The organism is Streptomyces sp. NPDC030862 (assembly GCF_055571835.1).
In genome coordinates, this window is sequence record NZ_JBVIEN010000007.1 from 439077 (window position 1) to 457450 (window position 18374).

The following is an 18374-nucleotide window of genomic DNA, read 5'->3' on the forward strand; positions in this document are numbered from 1 at the left end:
TGGACCTCTTCCTGCGAGGTGCCTGCCAGGAAATGACCTGCTGAATATCCACCTTTAGCACGCGCGTTTTGTCCGGTCAATCACGCAGCTGAAAGGGCCGGGAAAAGTATGGAGCCCGCCGGGAACATATCCGGTGCGTGCGCTGCCCGCCACGCCTTGAAATCCGCGACGCCTTGAAATCCGCTTCGGAAGCGGGACTAGAATTCGCCTCATGGCAGGGCGAATCGAAGACTATGCCCTCATCGGAGACCTCGAGACGGCTGCACTCGTCGGCCGGGACGGGGCGATCGACTGGCTGTGCCTGCCCCGCTTCGACTCACCCGCCTGCTTCGCGGCGCTCCTCGGCGGCGAGGACAACGGCCGCTGGCGGATCGCCCCCGCGCGCGCTCCCGCAGACGCCACGGGCACCTGCTCCCGGCGCTCCTACCGCGACGACACGCTCGTCCTCGACACGGTCTGGGAGACCGCCGGCGGAGCCGTCAGGGTCACCGACTTCATGCCGCCCCGAGGAGGCGGCGGCCCGGCCGGCCGGGGTGGACTGCCCCGGATCATCCGCCGCGTGGAAGGCCTGGCCGGCCGCGTCGCCATGCGCGGCGACCTGCGGCTGCGCTTCGACAACGGCCGGATCGTGCCGTGGAGCCGGACGCTCGGCGCCCGCACCGCGGCCGCCGTCGCGGGGCCCGACGCGGCCTTCCTCGAAGCCGGCCCCGGCGTCGCCACGTCCGTCACCAAGGACAGCACCTCCTGCGAGTTCTCCGTACCCGCGGGCCACTCCGTCACCTTCGTGCTGTGCTGGAGCCCCTCCCACGTCGTCGAACCCCCCGTCACGGACGCCGATTCCGCCCTCCGCCACACGCTGCAATTCTGGCGTGACTGGGCGTCGGCGTGCCGGTACGAAGGACCGTGGCGGGATGCCGTTCTCCGCTCCCTCATGACACTCAAGGCGCTGACGTACGCGCCCACGGGCGGAATCGTCGCCGCCGTCACCTCGTCCCTCCCCGAATGCCTCGGCGGGGAACGGAATTGGGATTACCGGTACTGCTGGCTGCGGGACTCCACCTTCACGCTGTCGTGCCTGCTGCGTTCCGGATACCGCGACGAGGCGGCCGCCTGGACCAACTGGCTGGTGCGCGCCATCGCGGGGGAACCGTCCGATCTCCAGCCGCTGTACGGGCTGGCCGGCCAGCGCCGGCTGGCCGAGGCGTCCGCGCCGTGGCTCTCCGGCTACGAGGGCTCCCGCCCGGTCCGCTTCGGCAACGCCGCCGTCGGCCAGCTCCAGCTCGACGTCTACGGCGAGGTCCTCAACACCGTGTACTCGGCGCTGCGCGCCGGAGTGCCGATCGACGCGCAGGTGTGGCACCTCGTGGCCTCGTTCATGGACCACCTGGAACGGCACTGGCAGGAGCCGGACGCCGGGCTGTGGGAAGTACGCGGCCCGCGCCGCCACTTCGTCCACTCCAAGATCATGTCCTGGGTCGCCGCGGACCGCGCCGTGCGGATGGCCCGGGTCGCCGGCGTACGCGGCTCGGCGGAGCGCTGGCGCGCTCTGCGCCAGGAGATCCGCAAGGACGTGCTCCGGCGGGGCTGGGACGACGAACAGGGCTCCTTCGTCCAGTACTACGGCTCGCGGCGGGTCGACGCGGCGTCACTCCTGCTGCCCCGGCTCGGCTTCCTGCCCCCCGACGACCAGCGGCTGCGGCGGACCCTGGAGGCGGCACGCGCCCTGGAGCACCACGGCTTCCTGCGCCGGTACGCCGAGACGGACAGCCACGTGCACGAGGTGGACGGGCTGTGCGGCGGCGAGGGCACCTTCCTCGCCTGCTCCCTCTGGTACGCCGACGCCCTCGCCCTGACGGGCCGTTGGGAGGAGGGCCGCGACGTCTTCGAGCGGGTCCTGGACGTACGCAACGACGTCGGCCTCCTCTCCGAGGAGTGGGACCCGGTGACCCGCCGCCAGCTCGGCAACACCCCGCAGGCGTACAGCCATGTCGCCCTGGTGAACACGGCGTTCGCCCTGTACGGCACCCGCTCCGCCAGCCGCGCGGGGAACGGGCACCGGAGCGCCCGCTCCCGCGCGACGGTGGCCTAGGGCCTGTCTTCCGGATCTTGCCGGGCTCGCGGGGTCTGGCACCGCGCCTCGCTGCGTTGTCGTCGGTCGCCAATGCTCCGCAGTGGCTCCTCCCTCCGCCTTGCGATCCGTCCCCTCGGCCCCAAGGGGCCTGGGGAGACCCCATGCACCAGACCCCGCTCCCTGATCCGGCCTGATCCGAAAGACAGGCCCTAGGGCCTGTCCCGGCGGCCGACTGGGCCGATGTCCCGGGCCCCCGCCTCAGCCGCCGCCGGTCGGCGCGTCGGCGGCTCGCGGCCGGCGCAGCAGCGCCGAGGCGGCGAGCGCCGTCGCCAGCGCGGCGCAGGCCACCGCCGCGGCGCCGGCCCAGGCGTACGAGCCGCCGAGGCTGCCCTCCAGCAGGCTCAGGTGCCCGACGCCCGCCATGGCGTGCAGTGCGACGACTCCGATGCCGGTCGCGGCGGCAGCGGCCCAGACCCGGGCGGTGTCGCGCAGGGCGACCCAGCCGCCCACGCCCAGGCAGAGCACGGTGACGGCGAAGGACAGCAGGCCGGCGCTGCCCCCGGACCGCAGGGCGACGAGGTCGGTGGGCAGGTGCAGCAGTCCGCAGACGAGCAGCACGACGGCCACGGGCCAGCGCAGGCCCGAACGGAGGGCGGAACGCAGGGCGGCGGAGGCCGCGTCGTCGCCGCGCCGCGAGGTGGTACGGCGCTGGCCGGTGGGTACGGGCGCCGGTCCGCCGCCGGGTTCCGGGGCCATGCCCCGGGCGGCGGCCGCGGCCGTTCCGGTTCCGTCGGGGGCGGGTGCGCCCTCGGCGCGCGGGGCGCCTTCGGCGTCCCGGGCGCTGCGCGGCCAGCCTCCACCGTCCTCCGTGCCGAGGATGTCCACCAACTGGGCGACGTCCTCGATGGGGCGGCCGACGGCCGCGGCGCGCAGGGTCGTGCCCGCTTCGTCGAGGTTGTGCGGAGGCTCTCCCAGCATGGCGACCAGCTGCCGGACCTCCTCCAGGGGCCGGGCCACGGCGGCCGCGCGGAGCGCCTCGTCGCCGGGGCTGGCCACCTGCTTGGTGCGCTTGAGCAGGCTCACCAGCGCGGCGACCTCCTCCAGCGGCCGGTAGGTGGCCGCGGTCCAGAGCAGGGTGCGTATGGGCTCGTCGGTGCCGTCGCCGGCCGGCTTCCCGGCCGTGGGCTCCTGCTTCTGGGGGGCACGGTCCTCCGGGGGTTCGGGGTCCTCCCGGTAGGCGCGGACCTCCGGCGCCGCAGCGGCCTCCGGCGCCGGAGCGGCAGCCGGGGGCGGTGCGGCGGCCGGAGCCGCCGCCGTCTGCGGAGCCGGCGGGAACGCCGGGAGGGGCGGGCTCTCGGGGCCCGGCGCCGAGGAGGCCGGCGCCGAGGAGGCCGGCGGCGGTGCGGGGGATGAGGCCGGAGGCGAGGTCAGCGGCGCGTCCGGGGGGCCTACCGGGGGAGGGGTAGGGGGAGTTGTCGGATGGTCGGTGGTCATGGCGCGGCTCCATTCGCCGAACGTTCGGTGAGGCACACACCGTGTCGTTGCCTCATCTAAGAGGCATTTCGCCCCATTGCGCCATCCGGGAGTGGCAGAAGAGGGGCGGCTGCGGCGCCACTTGGGGTCGGCGGGGTGGTTGAAAGGCGCACATTCACAGGGTGATGTAGTTGGCCTTTCAGTTGATTTGCACCTTTTGTCCGGCCGCGGTCCACTAGAAGTGGAAGTCTGCATTCCTCCTGTGAAGGGGATGGTGGCATGTCAGCCATCGAGCCAGAAGTCCGGGACCTTACGGTCTTGGACGCCGACATCGAGTCCGAACTCAACCCGGTGGAAGCAGAGGGCTTCTACCGCGACACCTACGAATGCGCGGGGCTGGCCCTCCTCCAGGGCGAGGGCAAACTCCTGCTCGCGCCCCCGACTCCCCGGCCCAAGAAGGGCTGACGGAGGGGCTGAATGGAGCAGCCTGAAACACCCACCCGTCTGACGGGCGCGGTGAGGGAGCTTGCTTCGCGCGTGGTCTCCGCCCTCAACGGCGGAGACCACTTCGCGGTGGTCGAGGGTGTCGTCGACGCCACCGACGCGGAGGGAGCCGACCGGCTCGGACTCGCGGCGGTACGCGTCCTCGGCGCCGACACCGTGCTGCCGAGCGTCCTCCTGCGCACCGCGCCCGCCCCCGGCGACCTGACCGCCTTCGAGCAGGCCGTACGTGGCTTCCCTCCCGCGCCCGACGCCTCGCCCACCTCGCGGTGGAGTCACTGGGCCATGCGCCGCACCCTGGGACTGGACGGCGCCGAGCCGGACACCACCTGGCTGGACGTGGCCCCCTGGCAGGTCCTCACCCACCAGCTCGCCGTCCTCGCCGCACTCGCCGTCCCCGGCACCGACTCCGGGGTGGCCCGCGCGGCCGCCCGCCGACCGGTGGACGTCGCACGCGGCTTCGTCCGCGCCGTACGCCGCCGCGACTGGCTGCAGGCGGCCGGAGCGGGCCGCTGGCTCACCCTGCTCGACGGCGTCCCGGACACCCTGGCCCTGGACACGGGGCTGGAGTTCGTGGCCCTCATGGGCGGAACCGACCCGCGCGTCGCGCTGCAACTACGCGCCGCACGGCTGCTGCGTGCCGGAGCGCCGGTGTGACGGCGGCCGTCGGCCTCCGGGGGGTCGACCTCCGGGGCGTGGGCGAGGCGGCCCTCGGCTGGATCTCCGGCAACCGGGCGGACTTCCGGCTGGGCGACTCGGCGCTGGACCCCGGTGCCGACGTCAACCGCATCTGGAAACCGCTCGGCGAACTGGCCCAGGTCTGCGTCTGCGTACGCCGGTACAGCCCGCCCGGCACCCCCCTCCACGACGCGGCCGCCGACCTGCTCGCCTTCGCCTGGCGCGAGACCGGTGAGGGAGAACTCTTCCTCGACCTGCAGCGGCTGGAGCCGTGCGCCATGTACCCGCTGGAGATCTACGCCGCGTTCGCCTCGGCGGGCCTGCGGCACCCGGGGTACGAGGAGTTCGCCTCGGCCGTCGCCCGCACCCGCGGCTGGCGTGCCACCGAGCAGCACCCGACGCGGCTGCTGAGCGTCCTCAACTCCGAGCGGCGCACCGGACTCCCGGGCCACGAGGAGATGTCCGCGGCCCTCGGGCGCACGTGGCTGGGCGCCCTCCCGGAGCCCTGGCTCTTCGAGACGACCGCCGGATACGCCACCACCCACGTGGTCTTCCACCTCACCGACTGGGGCCGTGCGACCGAGGGCGTACCGCACTGGCTCGCCGACTACCTGGAGACCTGGCTCCCCTCGTGGCTCGACACCTGCCTGGACGACCGGCAGTGGGACCTGAGCTGCGAACTCCTCGCCGTGGCGGCGAGCCTGCCGCGCCCGCCGGACCGCGCCGCGATCACGGCCGCGTGGGCCGAAGTGGCGGGCGCGCAGGACGCGTCGGGCGCCCTGGTGGAGGTGGGCCCGGCCCGCCACCGCCCGGCCCTGCCCCACGGCTTCGCGCACCGCTACCACTCGACCCTGATGGCGGCCTTCGCCGCGGCCTTGACCCTCGCGCGCCTCGCGGAGGACGGCGCCGGACCGGAGGGACCGTCATGACCAGCACGCGCCTCATCCACTCCGTCGGCGTGGGCGCCGTCGAGTGGCTGTACGCCCACCGCGACGGGTTCCGGCTGGAGACGGACACCGACCCGGAGGTCGGCGGGTTCCTGGAGCGCTTCAAACCGATCGGCGAACTCGCCGTGATCGGCCGGGTGCTGTTCCGCGAGGGCGTCTCCGGCTCCCGCCAGACCGACCTCGTCCGCCGGCTGCTCGACCACGCGTGGCGCGTGGCCCTGGACGGCGGCCGGATGCTCGTGCGCGGACAGCGGGGCGAGCCGCAGTCGCCGGTCCCCTTCGAGGTCTACCTGCCGTTCCGGGAACTCGGCTACCGCCAGCCCGAGATGGAGGAGTGGGTCCGGCTCAACCACCGGCTCGGCAGCTGGGCCGCCCGCGAGCTGCAGCCGGTCCGGCGCCTCGGCCTCTCCGCGTGCGAACGCCGCTTCGGACTGCTGCCGGGCATGGAGGAGGGCGAGGCCCTCGCCCGCACCTGGCTCGGCAACACCCCCGAACCGTGGACCGTCGAGGCGCGCACCGGGTACGACATCACCCACACCGTCTTCCACCTCACCGACTGGGGCGAGCGGCCCGACGGCCTGCCGCCGCGCATCGCCGCCTACCTCGACACCTGGCTGCCGGTCTGGCTGGACGACTGGCTGGACCTGCGCCGCTGGGACCTGCTCGGCGAACTCCTCGTCGTCGACGCCTGCCTGCCCAGCCCCACGCTGGACGCGGCCGCCTGGGAGGGGTTCGCCGCGGCCCAGCAGCCCGACGGGGCGATGCCGGCGGTGCGGGAGATGCCCGAGGGCGACCCCGACGACGTCTTCGACGTCATCTACCACTCCACGCTGGTGGCGGCCTTCGCCTCCGTGCTGGCGACCTCCCGCGCCCTCGCCCGGATGGCCGACGCATGACGGCGGACACGGGGACGCTGCTCGACGACACGGGCGGCGGCGGCGACGCGGGCGGCGCGACGGACGTGGCGGCGCGGCTCGACGAGGCCGTACGCGCCGTGGACGCGCCCGACGTGGTCTTCGCCGTCTCCCGGGACGGCCTCCGGACCGTCCGCTGCGGAGGCTCCGCCCCGCCCCCGCCCGTGCCGCGCGACCGGCTGCGGTACGAGCTCGGGTCGGCCTCCAAGACGTACACGGGGCTGCTGCTGGCCGAACTCATCGGCACCGGCGTGGTCGGCGGCGGCGATCCGGCCGCCGCCCACCTGGACCCGGGCCGGTCGCACGGACACCGGTCCGCCATCACGCTCACGCACCTGATCACGCACACCTCCGGACTGCCCGCGCTGCCCCGCGACTTCTACCGGCAGGCGTTGCCCCACTGGCACACGAACCCCTACGCCCACTACCCGCCCGAGCGCGTCGTACGGGCCTTCCTGAGCCGCCGCCCCCCGCGCCACCGCCCCGGCACCCGCTGGCGCTACTCCAACTTCGGCGTCTCCGTCCTCGGCCACACCCTCGCCGCGGCCACCGCCACCCCGTGGGAGGAGCTGCTGACCGGACGGATCATGAACCCCCTCGGCCTGACCGGCACCGCGCTGCACCCCGCCGGGGCCCCGGGCACCGACGCGACCGGGCACCGCGCCGATGGTGCGACACCGGTGCCCGGACTGCGGACCGGCGGCTTCCAGCCCGCCGGAGCGGTCCGGGCCACCCCGCACGACCTGCTCACCTTCCTGGAGGCGCACCTGCGCCCCGAGGGCACCCCGCTGGGGGACGCGCTGAGCGCGGTGCGCCGCCCGCTGCTGCGGCGCGGGGTCGGCCACCGACACGTCCACACGCTGACCTGGTTCCGGCACCCCACCGACCACGGACCGATGTACTTCCACGCCGGCGCGACCAGCGGTCAGCAGGCCTTCATCGGCTTCCGCCCCGACACCGGGACGGCGGTGGCCGCGCTCGCCACGCGTCGCATCCGCCTCCGGGACACGTTCGTGGCGACTGCGTACGGACTCCTGTACGGGACGCCGTGACCACGCAATAGGTCACTGCAATAGGTCACCTGTTCGATTGCGGTCTAGGCTGGACACCATGGCACGGCAGCACATGCAGGGATCCCTCTTCGACCAGAGCGACGAGATCAGCCTCGGACCGCTCGGCGGCGTACGGCGCACCGCCCTGACCGAGGGGGCGTGGATCGACCTGCTCCCCGGCTGGCTGACCGGCGCCGACGCCCTGTTCGAGGAGCTCGCCGCCCACGTCCCCTGGCGGGCCGAACGGCGGCAGATGTACGACCACGAGGTCACCGTGCCGCGCCTGCTGGCCTTCTACGGCGCCGGCGACCCCCTGCCGCACCCGGTCCTCGCAGAGGCCCGCGCCACGCTCTCCGCGCACTACGCCACCGAGCTGGGCGAGCCCTTCGCCACGGCCGGCCTGTGCTACTACCGCGACGGCCGCGACAGCGTCGCCTGGCACGGCGACCGCACCGGCCGCGGCGCACGCCAGGACACCATGGTCGCGATCCTGTCGGTCGGCGAACCGCGCGACCTGGCGCTCCGGCCCCGCGGCGGCGGCGCCGCGTCGCTGCGCTTCCCCCTCGGCCACGGCGACCTCGTCGTGATGGGCGGATCCTGCCAGCGGACGTGGGAACACGCGATCCCGAAGACCACACGGGACGTGGGACCCAGGATCAGCATCCAGTTCCGGCCGCGGGGCGTGGGGTGAGCCGCTTCCGCGAGGACCCTCCCCGCAGCCCGCCGGCCGACGCGTCAGACGACCGGGCGGACCCGCTGGCTCATGAGCTCGTAGCGCGCCCCGACGACGGCCAGCCGGCCCGCCGCCACCGCGCCGGCCAGATCCGGCTCCCCGGCGAGCCGGTCCCGTACCAGCCGCACCTGCGCCGTGATGGTCGCGTCGACGCGGGCCTGCCCGCTGTGGCTCCGGTCGATGGCCGGGCGGATCTGCTCCGCGACGTACGCGATGTGCGCGGGCAGCTGCTCACCCGTCTCGTCCGCGCGCACCGCGGCCGTCACCGCGCCGCAGGACTGGTGCCCCAGCACCATCACCAGCGGGATGCCGAGCTCCAGGACGCCGTACGCGACGCTGCCGAGCACCGCCTCGTCCAGCACCTCACCAGCCGCACGAACCGTCATCAGGTCCCCGAGCCCCTGGTCGAACACGAGCTCGGGCGGCACGCGCGAGTCGATGCAGCCGAGGACGAGGGCGAAGGGGTGCTGGCCCGACACGGCCGCCGTACGGTCGGCCGCCGCCTCGTGCGGGTGCGTCTGGTGCCGGGTGCGCCAGCGCCGGTTGCCCCGCGTCAGCTCGCGCAGCGCGGCGGCGGGCGTCGAGGGCCTCACCGGGGCGCCCGCCGCGCCGGCCGGCCCGGCGAGGGCGAGGCCGAGACCGGAGGCGGTGCCGAGCGCGGCGCCCCCGCCCAGCGCGCCGCGGAGCACTCCGCGCCGCGTCCACCGGTGTCGCGCGCCCCCGCCACGGGCCTCGTCCGCCGCTGTCGCGTCATCCTTCGATATCGAGGTCACGGCCGCACGGTAGGCCCGCCACAGCGGTACTTCAGGCCCTCTTTGACCACCGTTGGCCCGGAGTTGGGCGAATCCTGGACTCCGATGACCGCCCGTGTCCGTTCGGCGGCGAAAGGTCACCCATGGTCCCCGGGCCGGATGCGGTGTTACAAATGAGCGTGGTCAACGTTCGCGACCGATTCCGTGGAGCCTCGGTTCGGTCACTGGCCGACAGGCGTCCGCGGAGCGTCGCGGGGCAGGTATTCGTCCTGCAAGTGGCGCTGGTCGTGCTGCTGGTCCTGGGCGCGGTCCTCGCCCTCGTCCTCCAGTCGCGGGCCGACAGCGACCGCGAGGCCCGCAACCGCTCCGTCGCCGTCGCGGAGTCCTTCGCCCACGCGCCCGGCATGGAGGACGCCCTCGCCGCGCCCGACCCCTCCGCCGTCCTGCAGCCGCTCACCGAAGCCGCCCGCGAACGCGCCGGGGTCGACTTCATCGTCGTCATGGACACCGACGGCACCCGCTACACCCACCCGCAGCCCGAACGGATCGGCGAGCGCTTCGTCGGCACCATAGAGCCCTCCGTGGCCGGCCGCGTCCACACCGAGGACGTCTCCGGCCCCCTCGGCGACGAGGTCCAGGCCATCGTCCCCGTACGCGACGAGAACGGCCGAGTCATCGCCCTCGTCTCCGCCGGACTCCAGGTCAAGAACGTCACCGGGCTGGTCAACCGCCAGCTCCCCGTCATCCTCGCCACCAGCGCGGCGGGCCTCGCCCTCGCCACCGCCGGCACCGCCCTGGTCGCCGGACGGCTGCGCCGCCAGACCCACGGCCTCGGCCCCGCCGAGATGACCCGCGTCTACGAACACCACGACGCCGTGCTCCACGCCGTACGCGAAGGCGTCGTCATCGTCGGCGGCGACGGGCGCCTCCTCCTCGCCAACGACGAGGCCAGACGCCTCCTCCAGCTGCCGCCCGACGCCGAGGGCCGCCCCATCCCCGAGCTGCCGGGCCTCGACCCCGGCGTCGCCGCGCTCCTCGCCTCCGGCCGCGTCGCCACCGACGAGGTGGTCCTCGCCGCCGACCGGCTCCTCGCCGTCAACCAGCGGCCCACCGACCTCGACGGCGGCCCCGCCGGCACCGTCGCCACCATCCGCGACACCACCGAGCTCCGCGCCCTCAGCGGCCGCGCCGAGGGCGCCGCCCGGCGCCTGAACCTCCTGTACGACGCCGGGGTCGGCATCGGCACCACCCTCGACGTGGTCCGCACCGCCGAGGAGCTCGCCGAGGTCGCCGTCCCGCGCTTCGCCGACTTCGTCACCGTCGACCTCGCCGACGCGGTGCTGCGCGGCGAGGAGCCCACCGGCACCGGCGCCGACATGCGCCGCACCGCCGTCGCCGGCATCCGCGACGACCACCCCCTCTACCCGCGCGGCAAGATGATCGGCTTCCTGCCCTCCACCCCGCAGGCCCGCGGGTACGGCAGCGGCCGCGCCGAGCTGGTGCCCGACCTCGCCCGCGCCCCCGGCTGGCAGGCACAGGACCCGGAGCGGGCCGGCCGGATCGTCGCGTACGGCATCCACTCGCTCATCGCCGTCCCCCTCAAGGCCAGGGGAGTGGTGCTGGGCGTGGCGAACTTCTGGCGCTCCGAGAAGCCCGAGCCGTTCGAGGACGAGGACCTCTCCATCGCCGAGGAGCTGGTCACCCGCGCCGCCGTCTGCATCGACAACGCCCGCCGCTACACCCGTGAACACGCCATGGCGGTCACCCTCCAGCGCAGCCTGCTGCCGCGCGCCCTGCCCGAGCAGAGCGCCCTGGAGGTCGCCCACCGCTACCTGCCCGCCCAGTCCGGCGTCGGCGGCGACTGGTTCGACGTCATCCCCCTGCCCGGCAGCCGCGTCGCGCTCGTCGTCGGCGACGTCGTCGGCCACGGCCTGCACGCCGCCGCCACCATGGGCCGGCTGCGCACCGCCGTGCACAACTTCTCCACCCTCGACCTGCCGCCCGACGAGATCCTCGGCCGCCTCGACGACCTCGTGGGCCGCATCGACCAGGACGACCGCGACCCCGTCGACGGCGAGCTGCCCTGCGGACCGCCCGACGCCGGAATGACCGGCGCCACCTGCCTGTACGCCGTGTACGACCCGGTCTCGCGCCGCTGCGTGATGGCCCGCGCCGGACACCCGCTGCCCGCCCTGGTCCACCCCAACGGCCTCGTGGAGTTCCCCGACCTCCCGGCCGGGCCGCCGCTGGGCCTCGGCGGCATCCCCTTCGAAACCGCCGAACTCACCCTCGCCGAAGGCAGCCAGCTCGTCTTCTACACCGACGGCCTCATCGAGGACCGCACCCGCGACATCGACGTCGGCCTCGAACTGCTGCGCCAGGCCCTCGCCGTACCCGACCGGACACCCGACGACAGCTGCCGGGCCGTCTGCGACGCGCTGCTGCCCGCCCACCCCAAGGACGACGTGGCGCTGCTCATCGCCCGCACCCGCGCCCTCGGCCCCGACCAGGTCGCCGACTGGGACGTGCCCTTCCACCCGGGAGCCGTCGCCAAGATCCGCGCCGAGGCCGCCCGGCAACTGGAGGAGTGGGGCCTGTCGGAGCTGGCGTTCACCACCGAGCTCATCCTCAGCGAGCTCATCACCAACGCCATCCGCTACGGTTCCCCGCCGGTCCACGTCCGCCTCCTCCGCGACCGCGGCCTCACCTGCGAGGTCTCCGACACCAGCAGCACCTCCCCGCACCTGCGGTACGCCGCCACCACCGACGAGGGCGGCCGCGGCCTCTTCCTCGTCGCCCAGCTCTCCGAACGCTGGGGCACCCGCTACACCGGCCAGGGCAAGGTCATCTGGGCGGAGCAGCCGCCCCCCGACGCCACCCGCCCGGACACGGCCGCCGAGGGAGCAGTGCTCCTCGACCTCCTGGACGTCGACCCGCTCTAGCCTGCGAATCTCCGGTCAGATACGAGCGCGCCGCTGCCGCGCCATGAAGCGGGCCATCGCGACCGACATCGCCAGGAAGAGCAGGGCGACCCCGCCCGACACCACGGCCAGCACCGTTGCCCCGCCGCCATCGACGTCGTCTTCGCGGGCCGCTACCCGAGGATCGTCCGCCTGGTATCGGACGGTCATGCGCGTGCCCACGGAATCCCTGCCGCCTCCGCTGCCGGCCGGCAAGGCCGCCACCACCGTCCGGCCATCGGCCTCGAACGCGACCCGGCATCCCCCCAGCATGCAAGAGCCGCTCCTCGTCAGCGTCGCGTCAGCCCGCCTGCCGTCGTGCAAAGAACGCAGATGCCGGTCCGCCGGAACCATGACCAGCAGCGACAGGGCGCCCAGCAGCAGCGCAAGCACCAGCGACACCACCAAACCGTGGCCAGGCGGCGTCATGTGGTGATGTCGGCACATTGGCCGCGGCCTGGCAGCCCGCTGTCGGCAACGAAGCTCAGCGGGGCAGTGCCTGTTCGGCGAACCGCGTCGCAGGCGAGGTGGGTCTTGCTGGTCAGTCCGCCTGCGTGCTGGTGGGCGCGGATGATCGTTGAGTCGACCGACACCACCCACTCGATGTCACCGGCCGCGTCCGCCTTCGCCTGGGCGGCGCGCAGGTGTGTGCACTTCTGAGCCAACCCCAATGGTTGGGGGACCCCATGCCCCGCAGATCCCGCCCGGTGGCCGCTGCAACGTGAGGGAGGGCGGTGCAGGCATCCGCCCTTCTCGCCTCGCGCTTTCACGAGGTGGGGTGTCCGAGGCTTGATCAAATAAACGGAGAGTGCTCCTGACCTGCAACGATGGGACTTGTCGAGGGTCCTGTTGGCTGCATGGGAAGAAGCACTTTTCGGGTGAAGAAGCGTATCGGGTCGTACCCGTGTCGGCCCGCAACGTCCCGACATCCGCGAGGCAGTCCCCGCCCAGCGCGACCGCGAGGTGCTGCGCCTGAACGTCGCACGACTCTACGGATGGCCGGCCACCGCCACCACGTACGAGCACGTGGAGCAGTGGCTCCGCTCGCGCTACTGCACGATCGTCTGGCACCGCACCCGTGCGTCGGGCACACTCGTCGACCTGGTCGCCGCCGACTCGATGCCGTGCCCGGCCGGCGTCGCGCTCTACCGGACGGGCCCGGGACGCGTCGCGTCCCGGGCCCGTCCCGTATCGGTGCAGGTCAGCGGACCTGGACGGATGCGACCAGAGTGTTTAGGTCCGGCCAGAGCTTCTTGTCCGTCTCCGGCAGTACGACCCACAGCACCGAGGGGCGGACCCGCCCGGTGTCGACCACGAGGACCGCGTTCAGGTCCATCGTGGACGGCACCCCGCGTTTGTGGAAGTGGATCTCGCTGACCAGCAGCCAGGCGTCATGTCCGTCGACCTTCAGCGGCTGCGAGGCGACGTCGACCAGGATCGCCTGGTCGCGGGGGTACTCGTAGCGCCGCCGCTCGTCCATCACCGCGCCCGCCACGCCCCGCAGCTCCCCGGTGCCGCCGGCCGCGGCCATGATGTCCTCGTCCACCTGCGTGGACTTCACGAGTGCGCGCTGGCGCCCCTCCTGCTTGCGGGTGAAGCCATCGAAGACCGGATCCAGCGTCTTGCTCCGGTCCCACGTGCCGCCCAGCTCCGCGTACTCCAGGGAGGAGTCCGTGACGGTGCCGATGACCGGCGAGCCCTCGCCCGGGTAGTCCGGCACCTTGACGGTCCCGGTGAGCCGCCGCTCCTCGGGCAGTGGGGAGGCGCCGGGGGTGAGAGTGGGCACGGGGATGCCCCGCTGCGGGGCGTCCGCGGTGCTGCCCGCGCAGGTGGTGGACGAGGAGTCCGGTGTGCTGTGCGCCTGCTGGACCACCTTGCCGCCGACCAGCACGGTGCACGTGAGAGTGCCCCCTTTCTGGTCCTCGCGGCTTCTGACGTCCAGATAGAAGTCGGCACCAGCCGCCAGCTCGACGGTCTTGCGGTACGGCAGGATGACGACCCCGTGGGGCTCGTGGTCGCCGTTCGCCTCCCCGACGGTGAGGTTCACCGAGGGGTGGTCGCCCGTCGCGATGTAGGTGACCTCGACCCGCCGGGATTCCTTGTCCGGGGATGCCCCGTCGTCGCTCGGGCCGCCGACGGCCAGGGCCAGGCCCACCGCGCCGAGCGTGACCACCTCGAAGAGGATCACCAGGGCGCCGACCAGGTAGAACCCGCCCGGGATCCGGTCGAAGGTCTTCTTGCCGCGGCCGGAGTGGAACTCGCGTCGCGGCTGGGATGTCTGCGTCATGTCGTCCTCCCCCTCACGCCCGGCCGCTGTCGCCGGACCGGCGGTCGGCCGGCTCGTCGGCGAACCGCGTGGCCAGCAGCCCCGCCTCCCGCGCCTCGTCCAGCATCCGGTGCAGGTCCTGGAGCCGGGACCGGTCGGCGAGCCCCTCGATCTCGGCGACGGCCAGCTCGTCCCGCACCGTGTTCACCACCAGCTCGTGCATGTCCTCGCCGAGTTGCTCCAGCTCTCGTACGGCCTCCCACTCGCGGTACGCCGCGTCCGCCGCGCGGGTGTTCTCGGCGTACCGCTCCAGCGCCTCCACCCGCTCCTCCAGCGCGCTCGACGACAGCCGCAGCGCCTGCCGCTGAGTCCGCAGCACCTCCTCCACCCGCGAGCCGGAGGCGTCCCCGGCAGCGGTGCGCACCTTCCGCGCCAGCCGGGTCAGCTCGGCCAGGCGCTGGGCGATCTCGTACTGTTGGGCCGGCAGCGTCACGTCGTTGGCGATGTCGTCCAGCAGCCCGTCCCGGTCGACCTGCGACTGGAGTACCGCCGTCACGGCGGCCTGGGCGCGCTCCATCCGGCGCAGCGGCGAGTGGCCCAGCAGCTCGCGCAGGGAGTCGTCGCCGAAGTCCTCGGCCAGGTAGTAGCGGCCGTGGCGCAGCCGGGCCACCCGCTGCCGCTCGTCGGTCCCGCAGCCGAGGACGACGATCAGCAGCCAGGCCAGCAGGTGCACGCCCACGACGGTCAGGATGAACGCCTCGAACCCGAACTGGACCCCGACCCAGATCAGCCCGGCCTGCGCCGCGAGCCCGACGGCCAGGCCGGGCCACACGCCGATCAGCGCCCACAGGATCGTCACCGGCAGTAGCGCGCACACCGCGGAGGCCCCCAGGGCCGTCCAGATGTCCGCCTTGGTACGGCCGCCCAGCCCCGGCTCCTCGGGCAGCGGCAGCGTGGCCGGGAAGAGTCCGTCGGTGGACTTCTCCAGCAGCGCGCGCTCCGAGTCCTCGAGGGCCGGATCCACCACCGGCCGCAGCGCAATGTCCTGCGCCATTCAGCAACACCCCCCACAGGTTGGGGGAGATCGTGACACACGCCGGAGGGACTGCCCACGCCACCCCTGTTCCCGGCCGCCGACTGAGACGGCGCGAACCCGAAGACAAACTGTCTTCCACCCTTGGCCTGCTGCCGCTGAGGCCGACGGGGTGCGACGCGCAGCCAGAGGTGCGAAAGGCGCCCCTGTCCGGTAGCCGGCGCCCCCAGTCCTGCGCCCGGTGACCCCTGTCCGGGCGCTGGCAATTGACGCTTCACAGAGCTTTTTCGGAAAGAGCCTTGCCCTTACCGCCTGTAAGGGGAGGTGAAGGCGGGTCCATTCGCGTGCACCGTGGGAGCGATGTTGCCGGGGTTACCGGTCGAGCCCGCTCGTAAAGATCACGCGCTGTGCCGGGCGGCCCGCCGATCGGCCCGGTGAGCGACCCGTCGAATAGGGCAGGGGTCGTGTGGCGGAGCGCGGTGGACCGCACCGCCCGCTGAGTGACCGGCTCGTGACCGGCCCCACCGGCGAGGACGACAGTGCGCTAGTTCATGGTCATGACGATCTGGTCTCCGACGTTTGCTTGCACGGTTCGCGCCTTCCGCTGTCGCTTGGCTGTCGGCGAACTGCGTACCCATCGCAGCGGCGACCATCCGCGATGTCCCTTGCAGGGGGTACAGCCCGGGTGACTGAACTCGCGCCGCCGCGAGCCCTTCTCCGCACGCGCCAGAGCCCGTTGAGCCCTCACCAGCCGCTGCTCGGCGCGGGCCAGGTGCCTCGGGTTGGCGATCAGGACGCTGGCCGGGTCATCCGGTCGAGAGGCTGGGAGGCGGCGGCGAGGGTTCTGACACCGAGATCGACAGGCCCAGGCGTTTGCCGGAGTCGTGCAGCCGCACCTCGCCAACCTTCGGAAGCCTCAACCGTCGGTACGTCGCCAGTCGGATGCCCGGCGCCGAAGACGGCTCGACCTTCGGTCCTGCGAGTGGGAGTTCGTCCGGCCGCTACGTCGCCGCCCTCACCCTCGACAGCAGCCTCGTCCGGCTCGACACATGATCGACAAGACGCTCCCCGGCCCCGGAAACGCCCGTTGCCGCAACGGCAACACCGCTTGGTCACCGCCGCCGCCCGGCTCCAGCATGAGCCGGCAGACGACACGGCAGACGAGACCGGCGGACGGAAAGGCGGCCCCATGGCCACGGCACCCCTGGCTGAACACCCCCCACTGAGCGCGCGCGCACGCTGGACGGTGCTCGCCGTCTGCGCGCTGAGCATGTTCCTCGTCGGCCTCGACACCACCATCGTCAACGTCGGCCTCCCCGAAATCGGCCGGGGCCTGGGCGTCGGAACCCGCGGCCTGGAATGGGTCGTGGACTCCTACACCGTGGTGCTGGCCGCCCTCCTCATCGCCTCCGGCGCGCTCGCCGACCGCTTCGGCCGCCGCCGGGTCTTCCGGACCGGACTCGTCGTCTTCGGCGTCGCCTCCCTGGCCTGCGCGGTGGCCCCCTCGCTCGGCTTTCTCGTCGCGGCCCGGGCGCTGCAGGGCGTCGGCGCCTCCATGCTGAGCCCCGTGGCGCTGGCGATCGTGGTGAACGCGATGCCGGACCCCCGGGAGCGGGCCCGCGCGATCGGGGTGTGGGCGTCCGTCTTCGGACTCAGCATGGCGGCCGGCCCGGTCACCGGGGGAGCGCTCGTCGAGGCGCTCGGCTGGCGCTCGGTGTTCTGGGTCAACGCCCCGGTCGTCGTCACCGCCCTCGTCCTGGTCGCCCTCTTCGTACCGGAGTCCCGCGGGCAGCGGGCCCGGGGGCTCGACCTGCCCGGCCAGGTCCTGCTCACCACGGTGCTGTGCCTCGCGGTCGGCGTCCTCATCGAAGGGCCCCGCGTCGGCTGGACCTCGCCCTGGGCGCTCGCCGGTTACGCCGCGCTCGCGGCGGCGACGGCCGCGTTCATCCGGGTCGAACTCCGCAGCACCGAGCCCCTGATGGACCTCGCCCTCTTCCGGCGGCCGCGCTTCACCACGGCGGTGCTGGGCGCCGTGGCGGTGTTCGTCGCGCTCAACACGACCCTGCTGCTGACCACGCTCCACCTCCAGCACACCCGCGGCTGGACGCCGCTGGAGGCCGGGGCCGCGACCCTCCCCATGGCGCTCGGCGCCACCCTCTGCGCCCCGTGGTCCGGCGGCCTGGTGGCGCGGCGCGGACCACGCCGCCCGCTCGTCCTCGCAGGGGCGTTCACCGCGGCCGGCGGCCTGTGCATGGCGTACCCCGGCACGGACACCAGCGTCCCGCTGCTGCTCCTCGCCCACCTGCTCATCGGCGTCGGGTTCGGCTTCGCCAACGCGCCGCTCACCAACACCGCCGTCAGCGGGCTGCCTTCCTCGCGGGCCGGCGTGGCGGGGGCCGTCACCTCCACCGCCCGCCAGGTCGGCGCGGCGGTCGGCGTCGCCGCCGCGGGCGGGCTGGTCGCCGGCGCCGAGCCCGGAGGCCTCGCCGACGCGTCGCGCCCGGGATGGCTGCTCGTCGCGGCCTGCGGAGCGTTCCTCCTGCTCGTCGCGCGGGCCTCTGGGGAGGCCGCAGGCCCGGCCGGCCGGGGCGTCTATGCTCGGGCGTCGACCTCGGCGCACGCACACAAGGAGCCCCCATGGACGCCCGGCACTTCGACCGGATCAACGCCTTCGTCGAAGCGCGGCTGACGCCGCTCTTCGACCCTGAGACGGGCAGCGAGCACGGCTTCGGGATGGACGACACCTCGCGGGCCCTGCGCGCCCTGCGGAACACCGCGCTGGCCGCCGCGGCGGTGAAGGGCCTGGTGGAGCGGCGGGCCACGGCCGAACCGCAGCTGCGCGGCGTCATCGACCAGGCCCTGGAGCAGAACTGGGACGTCCTGCGGGGCATCGCCCGGCACTGGGAGGACCACCCGGACTTCGCCCGGGAGTTCAAGCTCGACTGGTGGTCACTGACCGAGGCCCCGGCGGTCGGCGCCGAGACCCGGTAGGCC

At 73.7% G+C, this 18374-nt stretch carries 15 protein-coding genes and 1 pseudogene; 10 read left to right on the top strand and 6 right to left on the bottom strand.

Features of this window, described 5'->3' with window-relative positions; all coding sequences use genetic code 11:
- The first annotated feature begins 211 nt into the window (after positions 1–211).
- Complete coding sequence (locus tag ACZ42X_RS21335; protein WP_468292244.1) at positions 212–2089, top strand: glycoside hydrolase family 15 protein; 1878 nt, start codon at positions 212–214, stop codon at positions 2087–2089.
- Positions 2090–2329: 240 nt separating this feature from the next.
- Here ACZ42X_RS21335 and ACZ42X_RS21340 read toward each other — a convergent pair whose 3' ends face one another.
- Entirely contained in the window at positions 2330–3565 is a 1236-nt protein-coding gene (locus ACZ42X_RS21340; RefSeq protein ID WP_468292247.1) for a hypothetical protein, read from the bottom strand.
- A gap of 258 nt (positions 3566–3823) precedes the next feature.
- Here ACZ42X_RS21340 and ACZ42X_RS21345 point away from each other — a divergent pair, with 258 nt between their 5' ends.
- Genes ACZ42X_RS21345 through ACZ42X_RS21370 form a run of 6 tightly spaced genes read left to right on the top strand, consistent with a single transcriptional unit; the run spans position 3824 to position 8327 of the window.
- Positions 3824–4009, top strand: a complete 186-nt coding sequence (locus tag ACZ42X_RS21345; RefSeq protein WP_361423454.1) for a hypothetical protein — start codon at positions 3824–3826, stop codon at positions 4007–4009.
- A 12-nt stretch (positions 4010–4021) separates the two neighbouring features.
- Entirely contained in the window at positions 4022–4702 is a 681-nt protein-coding gene (locus ACZ42X_RS21350; RefSeq protein WP_468292250.1) for a hypothetical protein, read from the top strand.
- Entirely contained in the window at positions 4699–5652 is a 954-nt protein-coding gene (locus tag ACZ42X_RS21355) for a DUF6895 family protein (protein ID WP_468292252.1), read from the top strand. The genes ACZ42X_RS21350 and ACZ42X_RS21355 overlap by 4 nt, the downstream gene beginning before the upstream one ends.
- Positions 5649–6566, top strand: coding sequence for a DUF6895 family protein (locus tag ACZ42X_RS21360; protein ID WP_468292255.1), 918 nt, complete (start codon positions 5649–5651; stop codon positions 6564–6566). The genes ACZ42X_RS21355 and ACZ42X_RS21360 overlap by 4 nt, the downstream gene beginning before the upstream one ends.
- Complete coding sequence (locus tag ACZ42X_RS21365) at positions 6563–7636, top strand: serine hydrolase domain-containing protein (RefSeq protein ID WP_468292258.1); 1074 nt, start codon at positions 6563–6565, stop codon at positions 7634–7636. The genes ACZ42X_RS21360 and ACZ42X_RS21365 overlap by 4 nt, the downstream gene beginning before the upstream one ends.
- 58 nt (positions 7637–7694) lie before the next feature.
- Complete coding sequence (locus ACZ42X_RS21370; protein WP_468292261.1) at positions 7695–8327, top strand: alpha-ketoglutarate-dependent dioxygenase AlkB family protein; 633 nt, start codon at positions 7695–7697, stop codon at positions 8325–8327.
- Between the two features lie 44 nt (positions 8328–8371).
- Here ACZ42X_RS21370 and ACZ42X_RS21375 read toward each other — a convergent pair whose 3' ends face one another.
- Positions 8372–9058 carry a carbonic anhydrase gene (locus tag ACZ42X_RS21375; RefSeq protein ID WP_468292445.1) on the bottom strand — a complete coding sequence of 229 codons (687 nt, stop codon included), beginning with the start codon at positions 9056–9058 and terminating at the stop codon, positions 8372–8374.
- 236 nt (positions 9059–9294) lie between these two features.
- Here ACZ42X_RS21375 and ACZ42X_RS21380 point away from each other — a divergent pair, with 236 nt between their 5' ends.
- A complete protein-coding gene (locus ACZ42X_RS21380; protein ID WP_468292264.1) occupies positions 9295–12063 on the top strand; it encodes a SpoIIE family protein phosphatase in 2769 nt (922 codons plus the stop codon).
- A 15-nt stretch (positions 12064–12078) separates the two neighbouring features.
- Here ACZ42X_RS21380 and ACZ42X_RS21385 read toward each other — a convergent pair whose 3' ends face one another.
- From ACZ42X_RS21385 to ACZ42X_RS21400, 4 genes and pseudogenes are all read right to left on the bottom strand, one after another.
- Positions 12079–12483, bottom strand: coding sequence for a hypothetical protein (locus ACZ42X_RS21385; RefSeq protein ID WP_468292267.1), 405 nt, complete (start codon positions 12481–12483; stop codon positions 12079–12081).
- A 113-nt stretch (positions 12484–12596) separates the two neighbouring features.
- A pseudogene (locus ACZ42X_RS21390) lies at positions 12597–12725 on the bottom strand (IS5/IS1182 family transposase); the annotation flags it as partial.
- 557 nt (positions 12726–13282) lie between these two features.
- Complete coding sequence (locus tag ACZ42X_RS21395; protein ID WP_468292270.1) at positions 13283–14368, bottom strand: hypothetical protein; 1086 nt, start codon at positions 14366–14368, stop codon at positions 13283–13285.
- A 13-nt stretch (positions 14369–14381) separates the two neighbouring features.
- Positions 14382–15401 carry a hypothetical protein gene (locus ACZ42X_RS21400; RefSeq protein ID WP_468292273.1) on the bottom strand — a complete coding sequence of 340 codons (1020 nt, stop codon included), beginning with the start codon at positions 15399–15401 and terminating at the stop codon, positions 14382–14384.
- 1168 nt (positions 15402–16569) lie between these two features.
- Between ACZ42X_RS21400 and ACZ42X_RS21405 the strand changes: the two genes are divergently transcribed.
- Positions 16570–18069 carry an MFS transporter gene (locus tag ACZ42X_RS21405; protein WP_468292276.1) on the top strand — a complete coding sequence of 500 codons (1500 nt, stop codon included), beginning with the start codon at positions 16570–16572 and terminating at the stop codon, positions 18067–18069.
- Entirely contained in the window at positions 18018–18371 is a 354-nt protein-coding gene (locus tag ACZ42X_RS21410; protein ID WP_468292279.1) for a hypothetical protein, read from the top strand. The genes ACZ42X_RS21405 and ACZ42X_RS21410 overlap by 52 nt, the downstream gene beginning before the upstream one ends.
- Positions 18372–18374: the final 3 nt, after the last annotated feature.

What these genes read in the sequence shown, in the direction of transcription:
- ACZ42X_RS21410 (WP_468292279.1), top strand. Translation starts at nt 18,018, where the DNA reads ATGGACGCCCGGCACTTCGACCGGATCAACGCCTTCGTCGAAGCGCGG.
- ACZ42X_RS21370 (WP_468292261.1), top strand. Translation starts at nt 7,695, where the DNA reads ATGGCACGGCAGCACATGCAGGGATCCCTCTTCGACCAGAGCGACGAG.
- ACZ42X_RS21340 (WP_468292247.1), bottom strand. Translation starts at nt 3,565, where the DNA reads ATGACCACCGACCATCCGACAACTCCCCCTACCCCTCCCCCGGTAGGC.
- ACZ42X_RS21405 (WP_468292276.1), top strand. Translation starts at nt 16,570, where the DNA reads ATGGCCACGGCACCCCTGGCTGAACACCCCCCACTGAGCGCGCGCGCA.
- ACZ42X_RS21360 (WP_468292255.1), top strand. Translation starts at nt 5,649, where the DNA reads ATGACCAGCACGCGCCTCATCCACTCCGTCGGCGTGGGCGCCGTCGAG.
- ACZ42X_RS21365 (WP_468292258.1), top strand. Translation starts at nt 6,563, where the DNA reads ATGACGGCGGACACGGGGACGCTGCTCGACGACACGGGCGGCGGCGGC.
- ACZ42X_RS21395 (WP_468292270.1), bottom strand. Translation starts at nt 14,368, where the DNA reads ATGACGCAGACATCCCAGCCGCGACGCGAGTTCCACTCCGGCCGCGGC.
- ACZ42X_RS21350 (WP_468292250.1), top strand. Translation starts at nt 4,022, where the DNA reads ATGGAGCAGCCTGAAACACCCACCCGTCTGACGGGCGCGGTGAGGGAG.
- ACZ42X_RS21345 (WP_361423454.1), top strand. Translation starts at nt 3,824, where the DNA reads ATGTCAGCCATCGAGCCAGAAGTCCGGGACCTTACGGTCTTGGACGCC.
- ACZ42X_RS21335 (WP_468292244.1), top strand. Translation starts at nt 212, where the DNA reads ATGGCAGGGCGAATCGAAGACTATGCCCTCATCGGAGACCTCGAGACG.
- ACZ42X_RS21380 (WP_468292264.1), top strand. Translation starts at nt 9,295, where the DNA reads ATGAGCGTGGTCAACGTTCGCGACCGATTCCGTGGAGCCTCGGTTCGG.
- ACZ42X_RS21400 (WP_468292273.1), bottom strand. Translation starts at nt 15,401, where the DNA reads ATGGCGCAGGACATTGCGCTGCGGCCGGTGGTGGATCCGGCCCTCGAG.